The organism is Maribacter sp. LLG6340-A2 (assembly GCF_045057105.1).
Lineage (GTDB): Bacteria > Bacteroidota > Bacteroidia > Flavobacteriales > Flavobacteriaceae > Maribacter.
The window spans coordinates 3,641,936-3,658,673 of sequence record NZ_CP159332.1 but is presented as its reverse complement, the minus strand read 5'-3'; the positions used below and the strand labels follow the sequence as shown (position 1 = coordinate 3,658,673).

The window sequence follows — 16,738 nt, the reverse complement described above, 5'->3', positions numbered from 1 at the left end:
ACTTCTGTTGCACGGTTCTTTTATCCACCTTTGTGGTATGATGAAAAAGAACCTAGCAAAACAAAAAGCTTCCCCTCAACCCCAAGGTACGTGTGCACACTGCTCTGGAAATGACGAAACCACAGAAGCCACCAAAAAAACAACAAATTATAGGATATACTTACCGGCAATCATCAGCCTTACAATGCTGATGATTGGTTTAACCTTAGACTATTTTAAGGTTTTACCATTTTTTAAAAATTACATACGATTAGCCTGGTATATTGCAGCATACCTACCTGTTGGTTTACCGGTCTTAAAAGAAGGTTGGCAAAGTATTAAAAAAGGAAATTTTTTCACCGAATTTTTCTTAATGGGCATTGCCACAATTGGTGCCTTTGCCATTGGCGAATATCCTGAAGGTGTTGCCGTAATGGTATTTTACGGTGTGGGCGAACTATTTCAAAGTGCGGCTGTAAAACGCGCTAGAGGCAACATTAAAGCTTTACTTGATCTACGACCGGATCACGCCTTGGTTTTCCGTGATCATAGCTATATTACAGTAGCTCCGGAGCAAGTACAGATTGGGGAAAAAATACAGGTTAGAGCCGGAGAAAAAGTTCCTCTTGATGGAGCATTGATTTCAGAAAAAGGCTCGTTCAACACGGCTGCACTTACAGGTGAAAGCAAACCGATATCCCTAAAAAAAGGAGACCCTATTTATGCAGGAAGCATAAATACATCCGGAGTCATTGAAATCACTACCACTAAAGCATTTAAGGATAGTTCCATTGCCCGTATTCTAGATATGGTACAAAATGCAACGGCAAGAAAATCAAAAACAGAATTGTTCATTCGAAAATTCGCAAAAGTCTATACACCTATTGTTACCTATTTAGCCATAGCGCTAACATTTTTACCGTACTTTTTCGTTGCTGATTATATTTTTCAAGATTGGCTGTACAGAGCTTTGATATTCCTTGTAATCTCTTGCCCGTGTGCGTTGGTGATTTCTATTCCCTTAGGGTATTTTGGCGGATTAGGTGCTGCATCTAGAAATGGAATACTATTTAAAGGAGCTTCTTTTTTAGACACCATGACCAAAGTAAATACGGTCGCCCTAGACAAAACAGGCACATTGACAAAAGGGGTCTTTAAAATCAAGGATCTTATTATAGATCAACACTTTACAGAAAGTGAATTCATGAGCTACTTGACCGCCATAGAAGCACAGTCCACACACCCCATAGCTAAAGCCATTTTAGTACATGCTACTGATAAAAGTGCGTACAGCGCCACCGAAGTTCTGGAAATAGCAGGCAAAGGATTAAAGGGAAAAGTAAATGGAAAAACTGTTTTAGCAGGGAACAAAAGTTTAATGAACTCAAATCAAATAAAAGTTCCTACCGAGATAGATTCTATACTAGAGTCCGTAGTAATGCTAGCTATCGATGGAAAATTTGCCGGTTATGTTACCATTGCCGATGAATTAAAAGAAGACGCCTTAACAGCTATTTCAAATATGCGTAAAGCGGGAGTAAAAAAAATCATCATGCTTTCTGGTGACAAAGACTCCATCACCCAAAAGGTAGCCAAAGAATTAGGGTTGGATTGGGCGAAAGGCGGATTACTACCAGAAGAAAAACTTGTAGAAGTAGAGCAATTAAAGAAACAACCCGATACCAAAATCGCGTTTGTGGGTGATGGTATTAACGATGCCCCCGTACTTGCTACTAGTGACGTTGGCATAGCAATGGGCGGATTAGGGAGTGATGTAGCTATTGAAACAGCTGATATTATTATACAAAACGACCAGCCTACAAAAATTGCCACGGCAATTAAAATAGGTAATTCTACCCGTAAAATTGTATGGCAGAACATTGTATTGGCTTTTGGCATAAAACTTATTGTTCTAGCTATGGGTGCCGGTGGAATGGCAACCATGTGGGAAGCCGTTTTTGCCGATGTTGGTGTTGCACTTTTAGCAATATTAAATGCGGTAAGACTTCAAAAAATGCAATGGGATTAAAAGTCAATTCGAGCTTGCCTGCCTAAAAAAAAAGGCGCAGTCGAAAACTTGTAAGTCACTTACTCAAAAAGCATTTCGACTGCGCTCAATGTGACACGCTGACTAAATTAACGTCATTACGAACAAAGTGAAGTAATCTGCTTAATGATAAACCCAAACTCACATACTGCCTAAATTCAACAGATTGCTTCGTCGTGAAAAACTCCTCGCAAAGACGGCGTCGATTTAAAACGTCATTACGAACGCAGTGAAGTAATCTGTTCAATGACAAACCCAAAATCACATACAGCCTAAATTCAACAGATTGCTTCGTCGCAAAGGGCTCCTCGCAAAAACGGCGTCGATTTAAAACGTCATTACGAACGCAGTGAAGTAATCTGCTTAATGATAAACGCAAACTTACCTATTGCCTAATTTCAACATATTGCTTCATCGCGAAAGGCTCCTCGCAAAGACGGCTTCAATTTAAAACGTCATTACGAACAAAGTGAAGTAATGACGTTAATGATAAACGCAAACTCGCATACTGCCTAAATTCAACAGATTGCTTCGTCGCGAAAAGCTCCTCGCAAAGACGGTTTCGATTGTTCTCCTTGGTCATTTCGAGATTGCCTGCCGAAAAGGAAGGCGCAGTCGAGAACTTATAAGTCAGAAAAATTAGTAGCAATCCGTTTTCAACTGTTCGCCCTGCTCGAAAGCTTCAAAAGAGATGGCATCGTTGTCTTCCAACAATTTTTCAATTACATCAAGCACATCATGCTGCATGGCCAAAGAACCACATAACATAATCGTTCCACCTTGAGCTATGGTTTTAAGAATCAATTCTTTTTCATCGGCAACAGCATCTTGTATGTATTGTCCTTCCCCCTCTCGTGAATACGTGGTAAAAAGTTTTAACTCACCCGTTCTAGCAACTTTATTTTCCAAAATATCGTTATAGATTACCTGAGAAGCGGCTGTACGACCTCCCCAAAACAAGGAGATATTCTGAGACGTGTTTTCCGAGATCATTCCTAAGAACGGAGCTATGCCGGTACCATTGGAGATAAAAACTGCATTATTGGCTTTTTTAGGAAAATGAAACTCCTCATTTCTATCAATGGCTGCATGTATACTTTGTCCCACTTTTAATCCGAAGAGAAAATTAGAGCCCCTTCCTAATTCATGCTTTTTAATACTCAGCAATATATCACCACCTATACGGGCAATGGAATATTGACGAACCAAATCATCATTATTAGGAAAAACAGCCAATAGGTCGCCAGAAACAAATTCGATGGAAGATTGAGGACGCAAACGCAGTAAGAACGTGTCATCGACATTTAACTCCGTTCGTTCCACTACTTCAAATTCGACTTTCTTATATTTCTTTTTCTTGACAAGGGGTCGCTCTACCGGAATGGTAAAACCTACTTTGTTCGAGAATTGAGTCATCCAAAGTTCAAAAGATTCAAAATTTGCCTGGTTAATTTTAAATAACGGCAATTGTCTCTTAAAACTTTTTGAAGCATTGATCTGGCGGTCTACCTCTATTGCATACTTACAATAATCAGGGTAATCCAATGATCCAAAACCAACTACTGAAAAATCTATGGTATTCGGTTGTTCTACCGTTAAAAATTTTGTCGGGAATTTACGGGCATTCGTAGGCGGCTCGCCCTCACCATAGGTCGATGTAAAAACAATGATGTTTTTTGCTTTTAAATAAGTGGTGTATTTGTTCAGCTCCGTTAAATAGACCTTCTTACCTACTTGTGTTAACCCATTATAAAATCGCTGGGCAAAATCGAATGCCGTACCACTTTCAGAACCGACTAAAATTATATATTCACATTCATCCTTATTGGGCATTTGAGCAATACCTTTTGCTTTCTTTCTTCGCTTTACAGTCATTACAAAGCCAGAATACATGAAGAATAAAATAGATGCACTGGCGAGTAATAAAATGATGGACCAAATAACGTTGCCCTCACCAGTATGTAGCACTAAACTTAAGCGAGAAGCCAAGGTTACAAACGGGTAATCACCCCTGCTAACAATTTCACCTGTTTGCTGATTTACCTCCACTTCCCTATCCTGCAAGGCCATGAGATAGTATTCTTCTGGATCATCTGAAAAGGGAAATTCTACCTGGCGTATATCTGCCAAGGTAGTTTCCTTAAAAAACGGAATATCAGTAATGTTTTCATATTTCTGGGCTGAAATGCTTACCGGTACCTCCACCTGGTCAACCGTTGTTTCCGGTAATAAATTAAATTTTTCCGCAGATAAATACACCCCGGTAAATGCAAGAATTACGATCGGTATAAAGAACCATCTACTTAACACGACGTGGTACTTTAGTTCAAAGTAATCTTTCTGGACTTTTGTAAATAATTTCAAGAATCCGCCTTGGCGCTTAGCTAATAAAACCAATCCGGTAACAACAATAATCAATAATAATAATGAAATTAGACCAACAAAGAACCTACCTATACTTTTTAAGAAAAGTGAACGGTGTACATTGGTAGCAAACGTGTATATATAAGGTCGCTCTTCTACTTCACCAAGCTGCTCAGCCGTAACGGGATCAATATACACATCTAAGGTTTCCATCTCCATGGTCAATACAGATGCTTTTACAAAGCCGGAAGATTCCACCTCTAGCCCCAAGACCTCATCATATGTATTTTTTAATGCATCTATAGTAGTTGCCAAAGGTACTTCCTCAAGATTTGCAACCGCATATCCTTTTGTTTGATGGGAAATGGGTTCTATGGCAAGAATAACACCCGTAATAGAAGCCACCACTAAAAATAAAGATGAAATTAAAGCAAGCGTAAGATGGCTATAACGCCAAATGGAAATGGTCATAAGTAGGGATGTAGTTTTATAGCCAATTATTATTTAAAAATTCCAGAATGGCTAATTAAGACCATTCTGGAAGTTTAATTGTGTTTGAAAAATAAATATTCATTATCATTTCTATCATAATCGAAAATTTATTGAGTTGTAGCCCAAAAGCATTTCGACTGCGCTCAATGTGACATGTTTCCTTCATTAAATAGATTACTTCGTCGCGAAATGCTCCTCGCAAAGACGCTTTCGATTTAAAACGTCATTACGAACAAAGTGAAGTAATCTCCTTAATGATCAACTCAAACTCGCATATTGCCCACTTTCAACAGATTGCTTCGTCGCGAAATGCTCCTCGCAAAGACGGCTTCTATTTAAAACGTCATTACGAACAAAGTGAAGTAATCTGCTTAATGATCAACTCAAACTCGCCTATTGCCCACTTTCAACAGATTGCTTCGTCGCGAAATGCTCCTCGCAAAGACGATTTCTACTTAAAACGTCATTACGAACCAAGTGAAGTAATCTGCTCAATGATAAACCCAAACTCACCTATTGGCCTAATTTCAACAGATTGCTTCGTCGCGAAATGCTCCTCGCAAAGACGACTTTAAATAATTATTGAGGTAGCATACGTACATACCTTATAAATCCTTTACCTTCTACCTTTGTTTTCAAATTTTCCGTAGTTAACGGAAATTGAATATCGTCTGCAAAATAGCCTTTGTCCTCAACAGAAGTTTCAAAACGAAGGTTATACCCTTGGTCTATTTTATCATTTGGAATCTGTAGCACATTCAATGCTCTTTCTCCACCACTAATGGTTTCACCAGAAATAGCATCGATATTTGGGCGATGCTTTCCATAGAATTTCCACCACTCCGTAATTTCACTATACCATTCACTGTCTTTACCTTGTACGTACAAGGTCTCTACATATTCATTATTGTCATCTACGATAGATACTATTAAGTAAGCACCTTCACCAGAATAATTGGTTAATTGAATAAGGCACTTTACCGCTGTTTTATCTACTACTGTAAATGCCGATAACAATGAACCGACCAAAACTACTGCCGGTATAAATTTTAAAAATCTTTTCATTTCTATAATCAATTATGCTTTTTATTGCTTTAAAAAGTTTAACGAAGTATTTCCTTTTTGCAACATTTCGTTTTCACTTGCCAAATCGTAAACGGTTTCTTCAAATTCGGTCTTACTATTAGCATCTGCCCCTTTTGCTATTAAAAATTTAAGAAGCTTATCATTTTCCGCTTTCATTGCCGCAACATGTAAAGCTGTCATACCTTCATCATTTTTAGCATTTACATCGATATTAAAATCGGCAATTTTTTTCATTAACTGCAGGTCGTTCTTTTTAGCTGCCACGTGGTATAAGGTATTTCCTTCCCCTTGAACCGTATTGAATTTTAAACCCTTTGCTTTCAACAAAGCGAGTTTAGCATCAAAAGCTTGTGCGTTTCTCTTATTGTAAGAATCCACCAAGTAGTAAGCAACCGTATTACCATCGGTATCTGTAGCATTGATATCGGCACCTTTTTCAATTAAAAATGAAACTACATCAGCTTTATTACCGTGAGCAGCAAGCATTAATGCCGTTTCCCCATCTTTATTTGTAGTATTGATATCCTTGACATCTTTGGCGAACAATTGAACGATTTTTAAATCATTTCTTGCTGCAGCATTCAAGAACGGAGTATTACCCTCGGCATCTGCTTGGTTAACATCTGCACCAGCATTTAAGAAGAGTTCAAAAATGGCAACATCTTTATTTCCAGAAGCCAAACGGTGTAATGGTGTTCTACCACTGGTCTCAACAATATTAGGTTCCAATCCTAGACCTTTTAAATAGGTATAGACAGGTAGACCATTACTAAAACCACGCCCACCTTGCGATGCGAACATAAAAGCATTACCGCCATTGTTGTTCAATGATTTGTAATCTACTCCCTTATCTACCAATAACTTTAGAAATTCTATATTGCCTTTTTTAGAGGCGTAATTAAAAATACCGTTACCGTCTTCATCTTTACTATCCAAAGCCAAGCCCTTATCTAAAAAAAACTGTAAATCCGTCTCACTTTTTAGCGATGGAGCCGCCAATAATAAAATATTGGCACCGTGCTCATTTTTCTCATCTGCCAAAACAACCCCCTTTTCCTCAAAAGCGCTATAGATTTCAGGATTTGTAAGTCCCGCATTTGCACCAAAAGCAAGTGGCGTATATCTGTGACTATCCAACGCCGTTACCGAAGAACCTTCATCCAAAAGATACTGTACCACATCAGCATTGCCAGCATACGTAGCCCAATGCAAATAAATACGACTATCATGGGTTTTCTTGTCTACTTCGTTACCCTCTAGCGACAATAAATACTTAACTACCTCGGTATCAGCCTTACTGGTAATTGCCAATGTAGTGGCATCAAAAGAGTTACTGTCTTTTATTACCGGATCATTACCTTCTGCTATTTTTTGCTTAACAGTGGCAACACTAGGGTTGCTTTTCCAGAATTTACGATCTAAAAGTTCATTCTTCTGCTGAGCTATACCTGTAAAGCTTACAAACAACAGAGCAGTTAGGGCTATTTGTTTAACGGTTTTCATGTTCTTATTTTTTAACAAATGATTCAATTATTTCTTCTATTTCTTCCTTTTGATCATATTCATCATCAAAAAGATATTTATACAACACTTTATTATCTACTTTTTCTTCTAAAGAAAGATTTTGGTTTCTTCCATAAACATCGTCCCACTTGGTGCGGACTATTGCCCATTTATCGGCATTGGACTTCCACCATGTTGCCGCAGCAGCACATCTACTATCATCAACCTTTACATAGGTATTATATCCTTTCTCCTGTGCGAGAATTATATCTTCCTTTCCTGGTTCACGAATTACTTTTTTATTATCCTGATCATGCAACCAACCATAATCTGTTACTTCATGACGGTTGCCACGTATGGTCAAATTATAATCGCTTCTGGTAGTATACTCACGTCTTGGCAACGGAGCATCTGAAGTATTCTCCCAAAAACTCTTACCGTCTACGTGAACCCAAGTAGAAGAACCTTCGTAACGCGGACTATCATCTACTTGAAACACTTTTTGCGTCCACTGCCCTTTTACTTGATCGGCAGGTATTTTTTTATAGGTCCATGTGTTATCCGCATTATACGAATAAAGGTCGGTATTCTCATATAGCCAATCTTGTCTCCAGTGTTTTACAATATGCGGATCAGCAGGGTTACCTACCTGTAATAAATGTTGTATGGAGATTTTATCATCCTCATCCGTTACCAATTCTGCCCATTCCAAACCTTTATCCACTTTAGTCTTGGAAGGTTTATATAAGGAATCCGTACTATGATTAAAAGTCTCGGCAAAATTGAACGTAACCTCAAAACAACCGCACATGCTCTTTATAGCCTCGCGGTCTTCTTTCATCTTTGCCCTTTGGGCAATGGCACTTACAGATAGTACTAGTGCCAATATGGTAGGTAAAACTGTTTTCATTTTACGTGTTAGGTATTTTAATGTTCGAGACAAAAATAACTATTTTAATTCATTCTAAATAAAAATTGTTCATATATTTGAACATTATTAAGAATTAGTCTAAATAAATATAATGCGATTTCGATTACCGACCTTACTAGTATTAATAGGTGCAAATTATATAGTTGCGCAGAGCCAAGTGCCCAGCACTACCGACTCTATTTTACCTCAACAACTAGATGAAGTCATCGTAACCGCAACTAGAACCGAGCGCCAATTATCGTCGCTTCCATTACCTGTTACCCTAGTTGGCAAAAAACAGATCATTAAATCGGGAACGGTTCGTCTTAACGAAATACTGAACGAGCAGACCGGGATTATTACCGTTACCGATGAGAGCGGATTTCAAGGCGTACAAATACAAGGTATCGCATCAGACTATATACTTATACTAATTGATGGTGTTCCCTTAGTGGGTAGAAGTGCCGGAAATTTTGACTTAAGTAGGTTAACCGTTGGCAATATCAAACAGATAGAAGTAGTTAAAGGTCCGTCTAGCAGTTTATACGGTTCTGAAGCTTTAGGCGGAGTGATAAATATTATCACTGAAAAACCGAAGACCGAGGCATTGACCGGTAATGCATCCTACAGAATAGGAAGTTACACACAGCAAGACATGAACCTAGACCTGAAGCAAGGGTTTGAAAAATTTCGCTACGGATTATTTGCGAACCGATTTTCATCCGAAGGATATGACCTCAATGAAGATGTTGAAGGGCAAACCGTAAACCCGTTTACCAACTACACCCTAAACGGTAGGCTATACTATGACTTTAACAACAAACTTTCCCTTTTTACCTCGGGTCGTTTTTATGATCAGGTACAAGATGCCGGTTTTTCATTGGACAGTATTCAATATGAAGGTGATACCAAAGAACGTGAATGGAACGCGCATGCAAGACTAGACCACACATGGACCCCGAATCTTACGATGGCCTATGAACTATATTACACCAATTATGTAGCTACAGAATTATTGGCAGACCCTATTTCTACAGATGTTTTGAGCGATAGTGACTTTGATCAAAAGCTATTTAGACCAGAGGTGCGCGGTAGTTATACCTTTGCCAATGAGAATGACAGTAAAATTGGGTTCCAAAATGGAACTTTAACCGCAGGTGCCGGACTACAGATAGATAATTTAGATCGCACCTATTTTGATGAAACGGTAAACTTCACTTCACAATACCTCTATGCACAGTACGACTTTGACCCCATTGAAAAGCTAAATGTAATTGCCGGTGCCCGATTTGACAATCATTCCGAATACAACAATCAGTTTAGCCCTAAATTGGCACTACGTTACCAGTTGAACAACAACCTTTCTATTAAAGGGTCTGTAGGCTACGGATTTAAAGCACCAGATTTTAGGCAATTGTATTTTGACTTTACCAACTCCGCCGTTGGCTACACCGTACTTGGCTATAATGTAGCCTTTGAAAAATTACAGGAATTAGAAGCACAAGATCAGATTTTAGATGTTATCGTAACCGAGGATGAATTGAGTAAACCTTTGGAAGCCGAAAGCTCTATTGGGTATAACCTAGGTTTCAATTTAAATCATGGCAAAGGTACTACCGAAGTCAATTTCTTTAGAAACGATTTTAAAAACCTTATAGATACCAGGATCATTGCACGCAAGACCAACGGACAAAATGTATTCAGTTACATGAATTTTGATGAAATATACACCACTGGTTTTGAAATAAATTCAAGCTATAAACTTACCGATCAGCTAAACATCAGTGCCGGATACCAGTTGCTATATGCCTTTGACAAACAAAAGAAACAAGATGTAAAGGATGATCAAGTATTTATTCGGGATGCAGCAAGTGGACAGTCCGTCGCACTAGCACAGTCAGACTATTTTGGCTTGGTCGATCGTTCACGTCACAACGCCAACTTCAAGGTGTATTACGATATACCATCTGCCAACACCAATGTAAATATACGTGTACTGTATAGAAGTAAATACGCACAATACGACACCAATGGCAACGGACTGATCGATAGTTTCGACACCAGTTTTATAGACGGTTTTGTAACGATAAATGCAGCGATCAGCAAAATTTTCTATTCCGATTTCACATTACAGGTTGGCGCCAATAATCTACTGGACTATACGGATAACAACATCCCGACGATGCCGGGCATACAAGCATTCATTAAATTAAATTATCAATTCTAACCCACCTGACAACGCGCAGGTTTTAATTACAATTACCATGACGAAGAACATTTTAGCAGTAGTATTTTTAGCAGTGGCATTCGCCTCTTGCAGCAATGATGATGACAGCACTCCAACAGATCCCGTACAGACAGAAACCGTAAGTAATCTGTATGCTCCACAAACCGGAGGGCAAGGGCAACCCGTAGGCGGCGAGTTTGCAAAATTTGATTTTGAAACCGGTGCCATTACCACTAGCGATACGGATTGGGATATAGCCTTTAGAGGAACTACAATAGCCGTAAACGGAGGCACGGTAACAGGAACTGCAGATGAGCCGGAAAGAAACGGCAATGCCGGTGTAGCCATAGTAACGGGAACACTGGCAAGTGTAACCACTGCAGAAGGTCTAACGTTTAACCAAGATGCAGATGCCTCATTTGCCATACCAACAGGTAGCGACAACGGTTGGTATAACTACGCAGGTGATCCAACGCATTTAATTACACCCATACCAGGCAAGGTATTCGTATTTAGAACCACAGCAGGTAACTATGCAAAAGTTGAAATCTTAAGCTATTATGAGGACGCCCCTACTGAACCAAATGCATTTGCAGACGCTACCCCCTATTATACATTTAACTATGTGTATAACCCCAATGAAGGTGACACCTCATTAGAATAGTTTTATTTTAAGTTGTTTATAAAAAGCTCATCATTTACTTGGTGGGCTTTTTTACCTTATTTAAAACTCTAGAAATCAGTAACCATTTTTAAATGTTTATAAACGCATATTACACGTATAATTTTCGAATAACATAAAGGTAATTCTCCCGTATTAGCTTAGTCGCTACCTAATTTTACCTAAATTAGGGGTATAATAGATATATAGATCATACGATCTATATCTTTACGTTAGCCACAATTTGAAAAATGAGCATACAAGGATTTGGAATAAGTAATTATAGAAGTTTTGATGATGAAGGAGTATATCTGGATAATCTCAAAAAAATCAACATCATTATTGGTAAAAATAATTGCGGAAAGTCAAATGTTCTTCGATTCTTACAAACTCTCAATTCAAACCTTAAGGAGTTAAATAAATTCCCTAATGACATTCAAAACCAACATAGACGAAATGGAAAACAAGCAATTTTACGTTTAAAAATTAAGGGAGAAGACTTACCAATTAATAAAGATAAAATAAGATATTCACACGGATTTGACCACAACGGATTCTTAAAAGAGCATCATTTTTTTGAACTCACATTAAATTCACAAACAATTGAGTTACCCCAAGTATTTTCTACCCTAACAGAACAACAATTAGTACCATATCAAAAAAGTTATTCAAGAGCGAGCAAAAGCCAATTATTGGATGCTATAAAACAGAATTTCACTCACACAATCAAGACTATAGTATCTAAAACTTTTAATGATTTAATTTATATACCTCACTTAAGAGTTATTCAAGAAGGTCATTCTTTAGGTGATTCTAATTCCTCAATTAATGGTTCAAACATAATTAGCAAAATGTTTGAAATGCAAAACCCTGTAATAGGAGATGAAAATTCCAGAGAGAAATTCAACTTAATACAAAGATTTGTTAGAGATTTGATAAATAAACCTGATTTAGAAATTGAAATCCCTCATACTAAAAAGGAAATTGTTTTAACTATTGATGATAACAGGTTGCCTTTAGAATCTTTTGGCACTGGAATACACCAGTTAGTTTTGTTATGTAGTACTCTTGTGATTCACGAAAATTCAATTGTTTGTATTGAGGAACCTGAAATCCATCTTCATCCTGAATTACAAAGAAAATTTATTAAGTTTTTAGGGAAAACGAAGAACATTTACTTCTTAACAACTCATTCAAATATCTTCTTAGATTCAAGATATAATACATCTGTTTATCACGTCCAAAATGATGGTGTAAAATCAACAATATTTAATGCAAATAGAACAGCAAAAACGTTTTCAATACTAAATGATTTAGGTTACCAATCAAGTGACATTTTGCAATCCAATGGTGTTATTTGGGTAGAAGGCCCAAGCGATAGAACATTTTTATTAAAATGGATTAGCCTTTTAGATTCCGCATTAGTGGAAGGTTTACATTTCTCAATTATGTTTTATGGAGGAAGACTATTATCTCACTTATCATTTCTAAACGATAAAATAATAACGGAATTGATTCCACTTTTGAGACTAAATAGAAATGCTTTTGTAATTATGGATAGAGATGGTTTTTCCAGTACGACAAAAATTAATGCAACTAAATCAAGAATTAAGTCTGAATTAGGGGATAGAAATTCTTGGGTCACAAAAGGGCGTGAAATTGAAAACTATATATCTACTAAATCTTTAAAGGAATGGTTAGAAGTTGAAAAAATTAAAATTGACTCTAACAAAAAATTAGAAGATATAATATCAAAAGTTTCAACAAAAAAATATGCCACCGCCAAAAGCAAATATTCGTCAGAAATTGTCAAGCATATTGATATTGATGATTTAAACGTTCTTGACTTAAAATTAAAAATGAATCAGTTAGTAAAAAAAATAAATAGTTGGAATAAATAAACTGTGGCTAACAACGTGTATAAAACATAGCTAGTGAGTGCTAAATCTAAAGGTTTGGGCTTACTTGCAAAATCCGCCAAATTTTTAAATTTGGCTTTTAAAATAGAAAAAGTAAAAACAAAATATTAAAATTCGGCTCTGTGTTAATCCGAAAAGTTAGTGTCTTTTTACGCGCTACGTTTCATACACAAACCGTTAGCAAAAATATGGAAAAACTAAAATGCCCTTCATGTAAGAAAGAATATCTGGACAAGATTGACACTTGCAAAAACTGTAAATTCCCTTTTAACGGAACTGAAAAGGAAAGAGCAATTCACATTGGTCAGTTTATTAATAAAAAAGGTGTCCTAATTGATTCTACAGATTCAATAGAAAAAAGTCAAAAGATACTATATGCAATTGCAGGAATTAATCTCATTTTTTTGATAATTGGATTCATAAAGAATAGTTATCAATTATTTGACTTAATTCTAAATGGAATTATCGTGGCAGTTTTTCTGTTATGCGCTTTCTTCATAAAAAAAAGCCCACTAATTTTAACTATAATCCCATTAATATTAATGATTGGGATATATACTTTAAATTTCATTGTTGAACCCCGCTCAATTTTTAATGGAATTGTAGTAAAGTTATTAATAGTAGGAAGTTTAATCTACAGTATCTTCCTAATTAAAAGCGCTGATGGATTTAAAAAAACTTATGGTGTTGACGAATAAAATACTTTTGCTAACACAACCTATAAATAATACGGGTTTCGGGCTTAAACGAAAGGTTTGCGTATTTTTATGAGGTCGCGAAATCTTTAGGATTTCGCTTTAGACAAAAAAAGAAAAAACAAAACCAAAAGATTTCGCTTTGTGCGTGGCGGAAAGCAAACGCTAGTTTGCTCCCGTACTGTTCATAGCTAAAACGTTAGGCATAAGCTGAATAAAATATATGGCAAAATACCTTTACATATTAATTCTCCTTTTTTCATTCAACAATGTAAAAGGGAATCCTAAATATGAAGAAATTGATAGGCAGTCAAAAAACGTTCCTGATTCATTGAAAACTTCGGAGGAAATCGCTAAATACTTAACCTTAAAACTAAAAAGCGAACATGAAAAAGTAAGAGCCCTGCATATATGGATTACCCATAATATAAAATATGACCTAAGCCTGCTCAATAGTGATGTTACTTACACCTCTTATGATAAATTGGTGGAAGAGACCATAAATTTTGGAAAAGGTATTTGCGACAACTATTCTCAGCTTTTTCATTACATGTGCAATTCAATTGGTATTGAATCCTACGTTATTTCAGGCTATACTCCAGAAATAGATAATAATAAAATTCCAGACATTAGCCATTCATGGAATGCGGTAAAAATAGAGGGTGATTATTTATTTTTAGACAATACGTGGGCAGCTGGATATGTTAATTATAAAGGCAACTATATACATAAATTTATAGATGAATACTTTCTAATATCTTCAAAAGAATTTATTAAAACTCATGTGCCATTTGACCCAATTTGGCAATTTCTTAATAATCCGATAAGCAATCTCGATATAGAAAACAAAGACTTTACAAACCTTCATGATAGTGGAAATTTTAACTATAAAGATTCTATTTCTACAATGAAAACTTTAGATTCTATTACTTTAATCAAGAAGAAAATAAAGCGTATTACTCAATCGGGCATTACTAATAAGTTGATTCAGAAATATGTGAATGAAAGTAAAGAACAAATTGAAAATCTTACATACGACGAATGGATTTCAACCTTTAATGACACGAACAAGAGAGTTAATAAAGCCAAAGATGAAATAAATATGGGTATCAACTTTGATAATACATTTATTGGCTATATGAATAAGAGATTCCGAAACCCTAAAATCGAAGACACCCAAATAGAGAATACTATCAAAAATGCAAACCTTCATTTTTATCAAGGAAAAAACGAACTGAAAAAATCAATGAAAATATTATATAGACTTGAATATTCAGGAAAAAACAAGGAAAAATTAAAACTAACCGAAAAGTATAAGCAAGAACTTATTGACTTTATTATCGAATTGGAATATAAAATATTGGAAGTTGAACCTTCAATTATAAAGCACACCGATTATTCAAAAAGATATTTAAAAAAATGGAAACTCTTGAGAGATTTTGTGCCTTACGATTGAAAAGCCTATGCCTAACAATACCTATAGCAAATAAGGCATAAAGTGCTAAATTTAATGGCTTGGGGGTGTTTGCTAAGTCCGCCAAATCTTTTGGATTTGGCTTTTAAAATGAAAAAGATAAAAACAAAACAAAAAGCTTTGGCTACGAGCGCAGACGGAAACAAAAAGGTTTCCTTACTGCCCTACTTGCCATAGCCGAACCGTTATGCACAAGCGAAAAAAACTGAATGAATAACATAATAATTGGAAATGGAATAGATATTCAGTTCGGTGGATTTGAATACACAAATAAAAGTATAATCGAAAGAGCTTTGTTGTATTTAAAAACAGGCGATTTTTCAACAGATGTTTATACTAAAGAAATCGAAATCTGGATTTATACTTTACACTCAGTAATTCCTGATTTTATAAATGGGCATTACGACCAATTAGCGGTATTAAATGATGAAAAAGAAGAGTTAGATACTTTCAAGAGTATTTACTCGAGAAATGTCTCTATTTCGGATATAGGTTTTGAATATTACTTTTTGCTAAACGAATTACACTGTAGAAAAAATAAAATAACAAACCCAGAGAGATATTATTTCCAAGAATTTTTAAGAAGGTTGTTTTTAGATTCAATATTTAACAAAGGAAAAATTAATAAATTACATTTAAAATTCCCTACTAACGTTATTGATTACATCAGTTCTTTTGATAATATTTTCACAACTAATTACGACAAGAATATTGAGTTAGCCACAGGTAAAAACGTATTATACTTACACGGAGCATTTCACGTACTTGACCCAGTTTATGACTCTAATAGTTTTAGAAATCGATTATCTGATAAACCCGCAGAAAAGACACCTGTGATTAAAGGATATGAACATACATTTTCGAATGCAATAACTGGTAGTTCTGGTGCATTTAAATTATTCGCGGCAAATCAACCAGAATTAGCAAATTCAGCTATAGACAAGTTTGCTAAAGGAATGCAAGAAAACCCAGAGATTAAAATTCAAATGGAGGAATGGAAAAATTCTGATAATGAAATAGTAAAAAAACTCTATGAGGCTGTTAAGTTAAAAACACAAGAACCTGATTTAGAATTTTCAATTGATTATTCTGTGGATAAACTAAAATCAGTAGAAGGAAAAATAACCTTCATTGGGTTATCCCCAAATAATGATTCACATATAATGAAAATCATAAAAGAGAATGCAAAAGTAGATATTATTGAATTCTATTATTTTAACGAACAAGAATCTGTAGATATCAAATTGTTTTTTAATAACAAAAAAGTAATAACCGAAAGCATTGTTGAATTCTGGAAAGGAAAAGCCAGTGCATAACAACGTGAATAAAACATAGCTAATAAGTTCTAAACCGAAAGGTTTGTACTTATTTGCAAAGACCG

The 16,738-nt window shown here is 35.9% G+C and carries 11 protein-coding genes; 7 read left to right on the top strand and 4 right to left on the bottom strand.

The genetic code is table 11. The annotated features are described in order from the left end of the window. The first annotated feature begins 37 nt into the window (after positions 1-37). Complete coding sequence (locus tag ABVM52_RS15440; protein ID WP_405381973.1) at positions 38-2,008, top strand: heavy metal translocating P-type ATPase; 1,971 nt, start codon at positions 38-40, stop codon at positions 2,006-2,008. 657 nt (positions 2,009-2,665) lie between these two features. Here ABVM52_RS15440 and ABVM52_RS15435 read toward each other — a convergent pair. From ABVM52_RS15435 to ABVM52_RS15420, 4 genes are all read right to left on the bottom strand, one after another. Beyond that, a complete protein-coding gene (locus ABVM52_RS15435) occupies positions 2,666-4,861 on the bottom strand; it encodes a PepSY domain-containing protein (RefSeq protein WP_405381972.1) in 2,196 nt (731 codons plus the stop codon). Positions 4,862-5,461: 600 nt separating this feature from the next. After that, positions 5,462-5,947 (bottom strand): DUF2271 domain-containing protein, encoded by a 486-nt coding sequence (locus ABVM52_RS15430; protein ID WP_405381971.1) that lies wholly within the window; start codon positions 5,945-5,947, stop codon positions 5,462-5,464. A gap of 21 nt (positions 5,948-5,968) precedes the next feature. After that, on the bottom strand, positions 5,969-7,471 hold the full coding sequence (locus ABVM52_RS15425; protein WP_405381970.1) for an ankyrin repeat domain-containing protein: 1,503 nt from the start codon (positions 7,469-7,471) through the stop codon (positions 5,969-5,971). A 4-nt stretch (positions 7,472-7,475) separates the two neighbouring features. Continuing rightward, on the bottom strand, positions 7,476-8,381 hold the full coding sequence (locus ABVM52_RS15420) for a DUF6607 family protein (protein ID WP_405381969.1): 906 nt from the start codon (positions 8,379-8,381) through the stop codon (positions 7,476-7,478). A 112-nt stretch (positions 8,382-8,493) separates the two neighbouring features. Here ABVM52_RS15420 and ABVM52_RS15415 point away from each other — a divergent pair, with 112 nt between their 5' ends. From ABVM52_RS15415 to ABVM52_RS15390, 6 genes are all read left to right on the top strand, one after another. Further along, positions 8,494-10,608 (top strand): TonB-dependent receptor plug domain-containing protein, encoded by a 2,115-nt coding sequence (locus ABVM52_RS15415; protein ID WP_405381968.1) that lies wholly within the window; start codon positions 8,494-8,496, stop codon positions 10,606-10,608. A gap of 37 nt (positions 10,609-10,645) precedes the next feature. After that, positions 10,646-11,272, top strand: coding sequence for an HmuY family protein (locus ABVM52_RS15410; RefSeq protein WP_405381967.1), 627 nt, complete (start codon positions 10,646-10,648; stop codon positions 11,270-11,272). Positions 11,273-11,520: 248 nt separating this feature from the next. Further along, positions 11,521-13,170, top strand: a complete 1,650-nt coding sequence (locus tag ABVM52_RS15405) for an ATP-dependent nuclease (RefSeq protein ID WP_405381966.1) — start codon at positions 11,521-11,523, stop codon at positions 13,168-13,170. 206 nt (positions 13,171-13,376) lie between these two features. Next, positions 13,377-13,886 carry a hypothetical protein gene (locus ABVM52_RS15400; protein WP_405381965.1) on the top strand — a complete coding sequence of 170 codons (510 nt, stop codon included), beginning with the start codon at positions 13,377-13,379 and terminating at the stop codon, positions 13,884-13,886. A 220-nt stretch (positions 13,887-14,106) separates the two neighbouring features. Further along, positions 14,107-15,339: a transglutaminase domain-containing protein gene (locus tag ABVM52_RS15395; RefSeq protein WP_405381964.1), complete on the top strand. Its 1,233-nt coding sequence runs from the start codon at positions 14,107-14,109 to the stop codon at positions 15,337-15,339. Between the two features lie 227 nt (positions 15,340-15,566). Continuing rightward, entirely contained in the window at positions 15,567-16,673 is a 1,107-nt protein-coding gene (locus ABVM52_RS15390) for a hypothetical protein (RefSeq protein WP_405381963.1), read from the top strand. Positions 16,674-16,738: the final 65 nt, after the last annotated feature.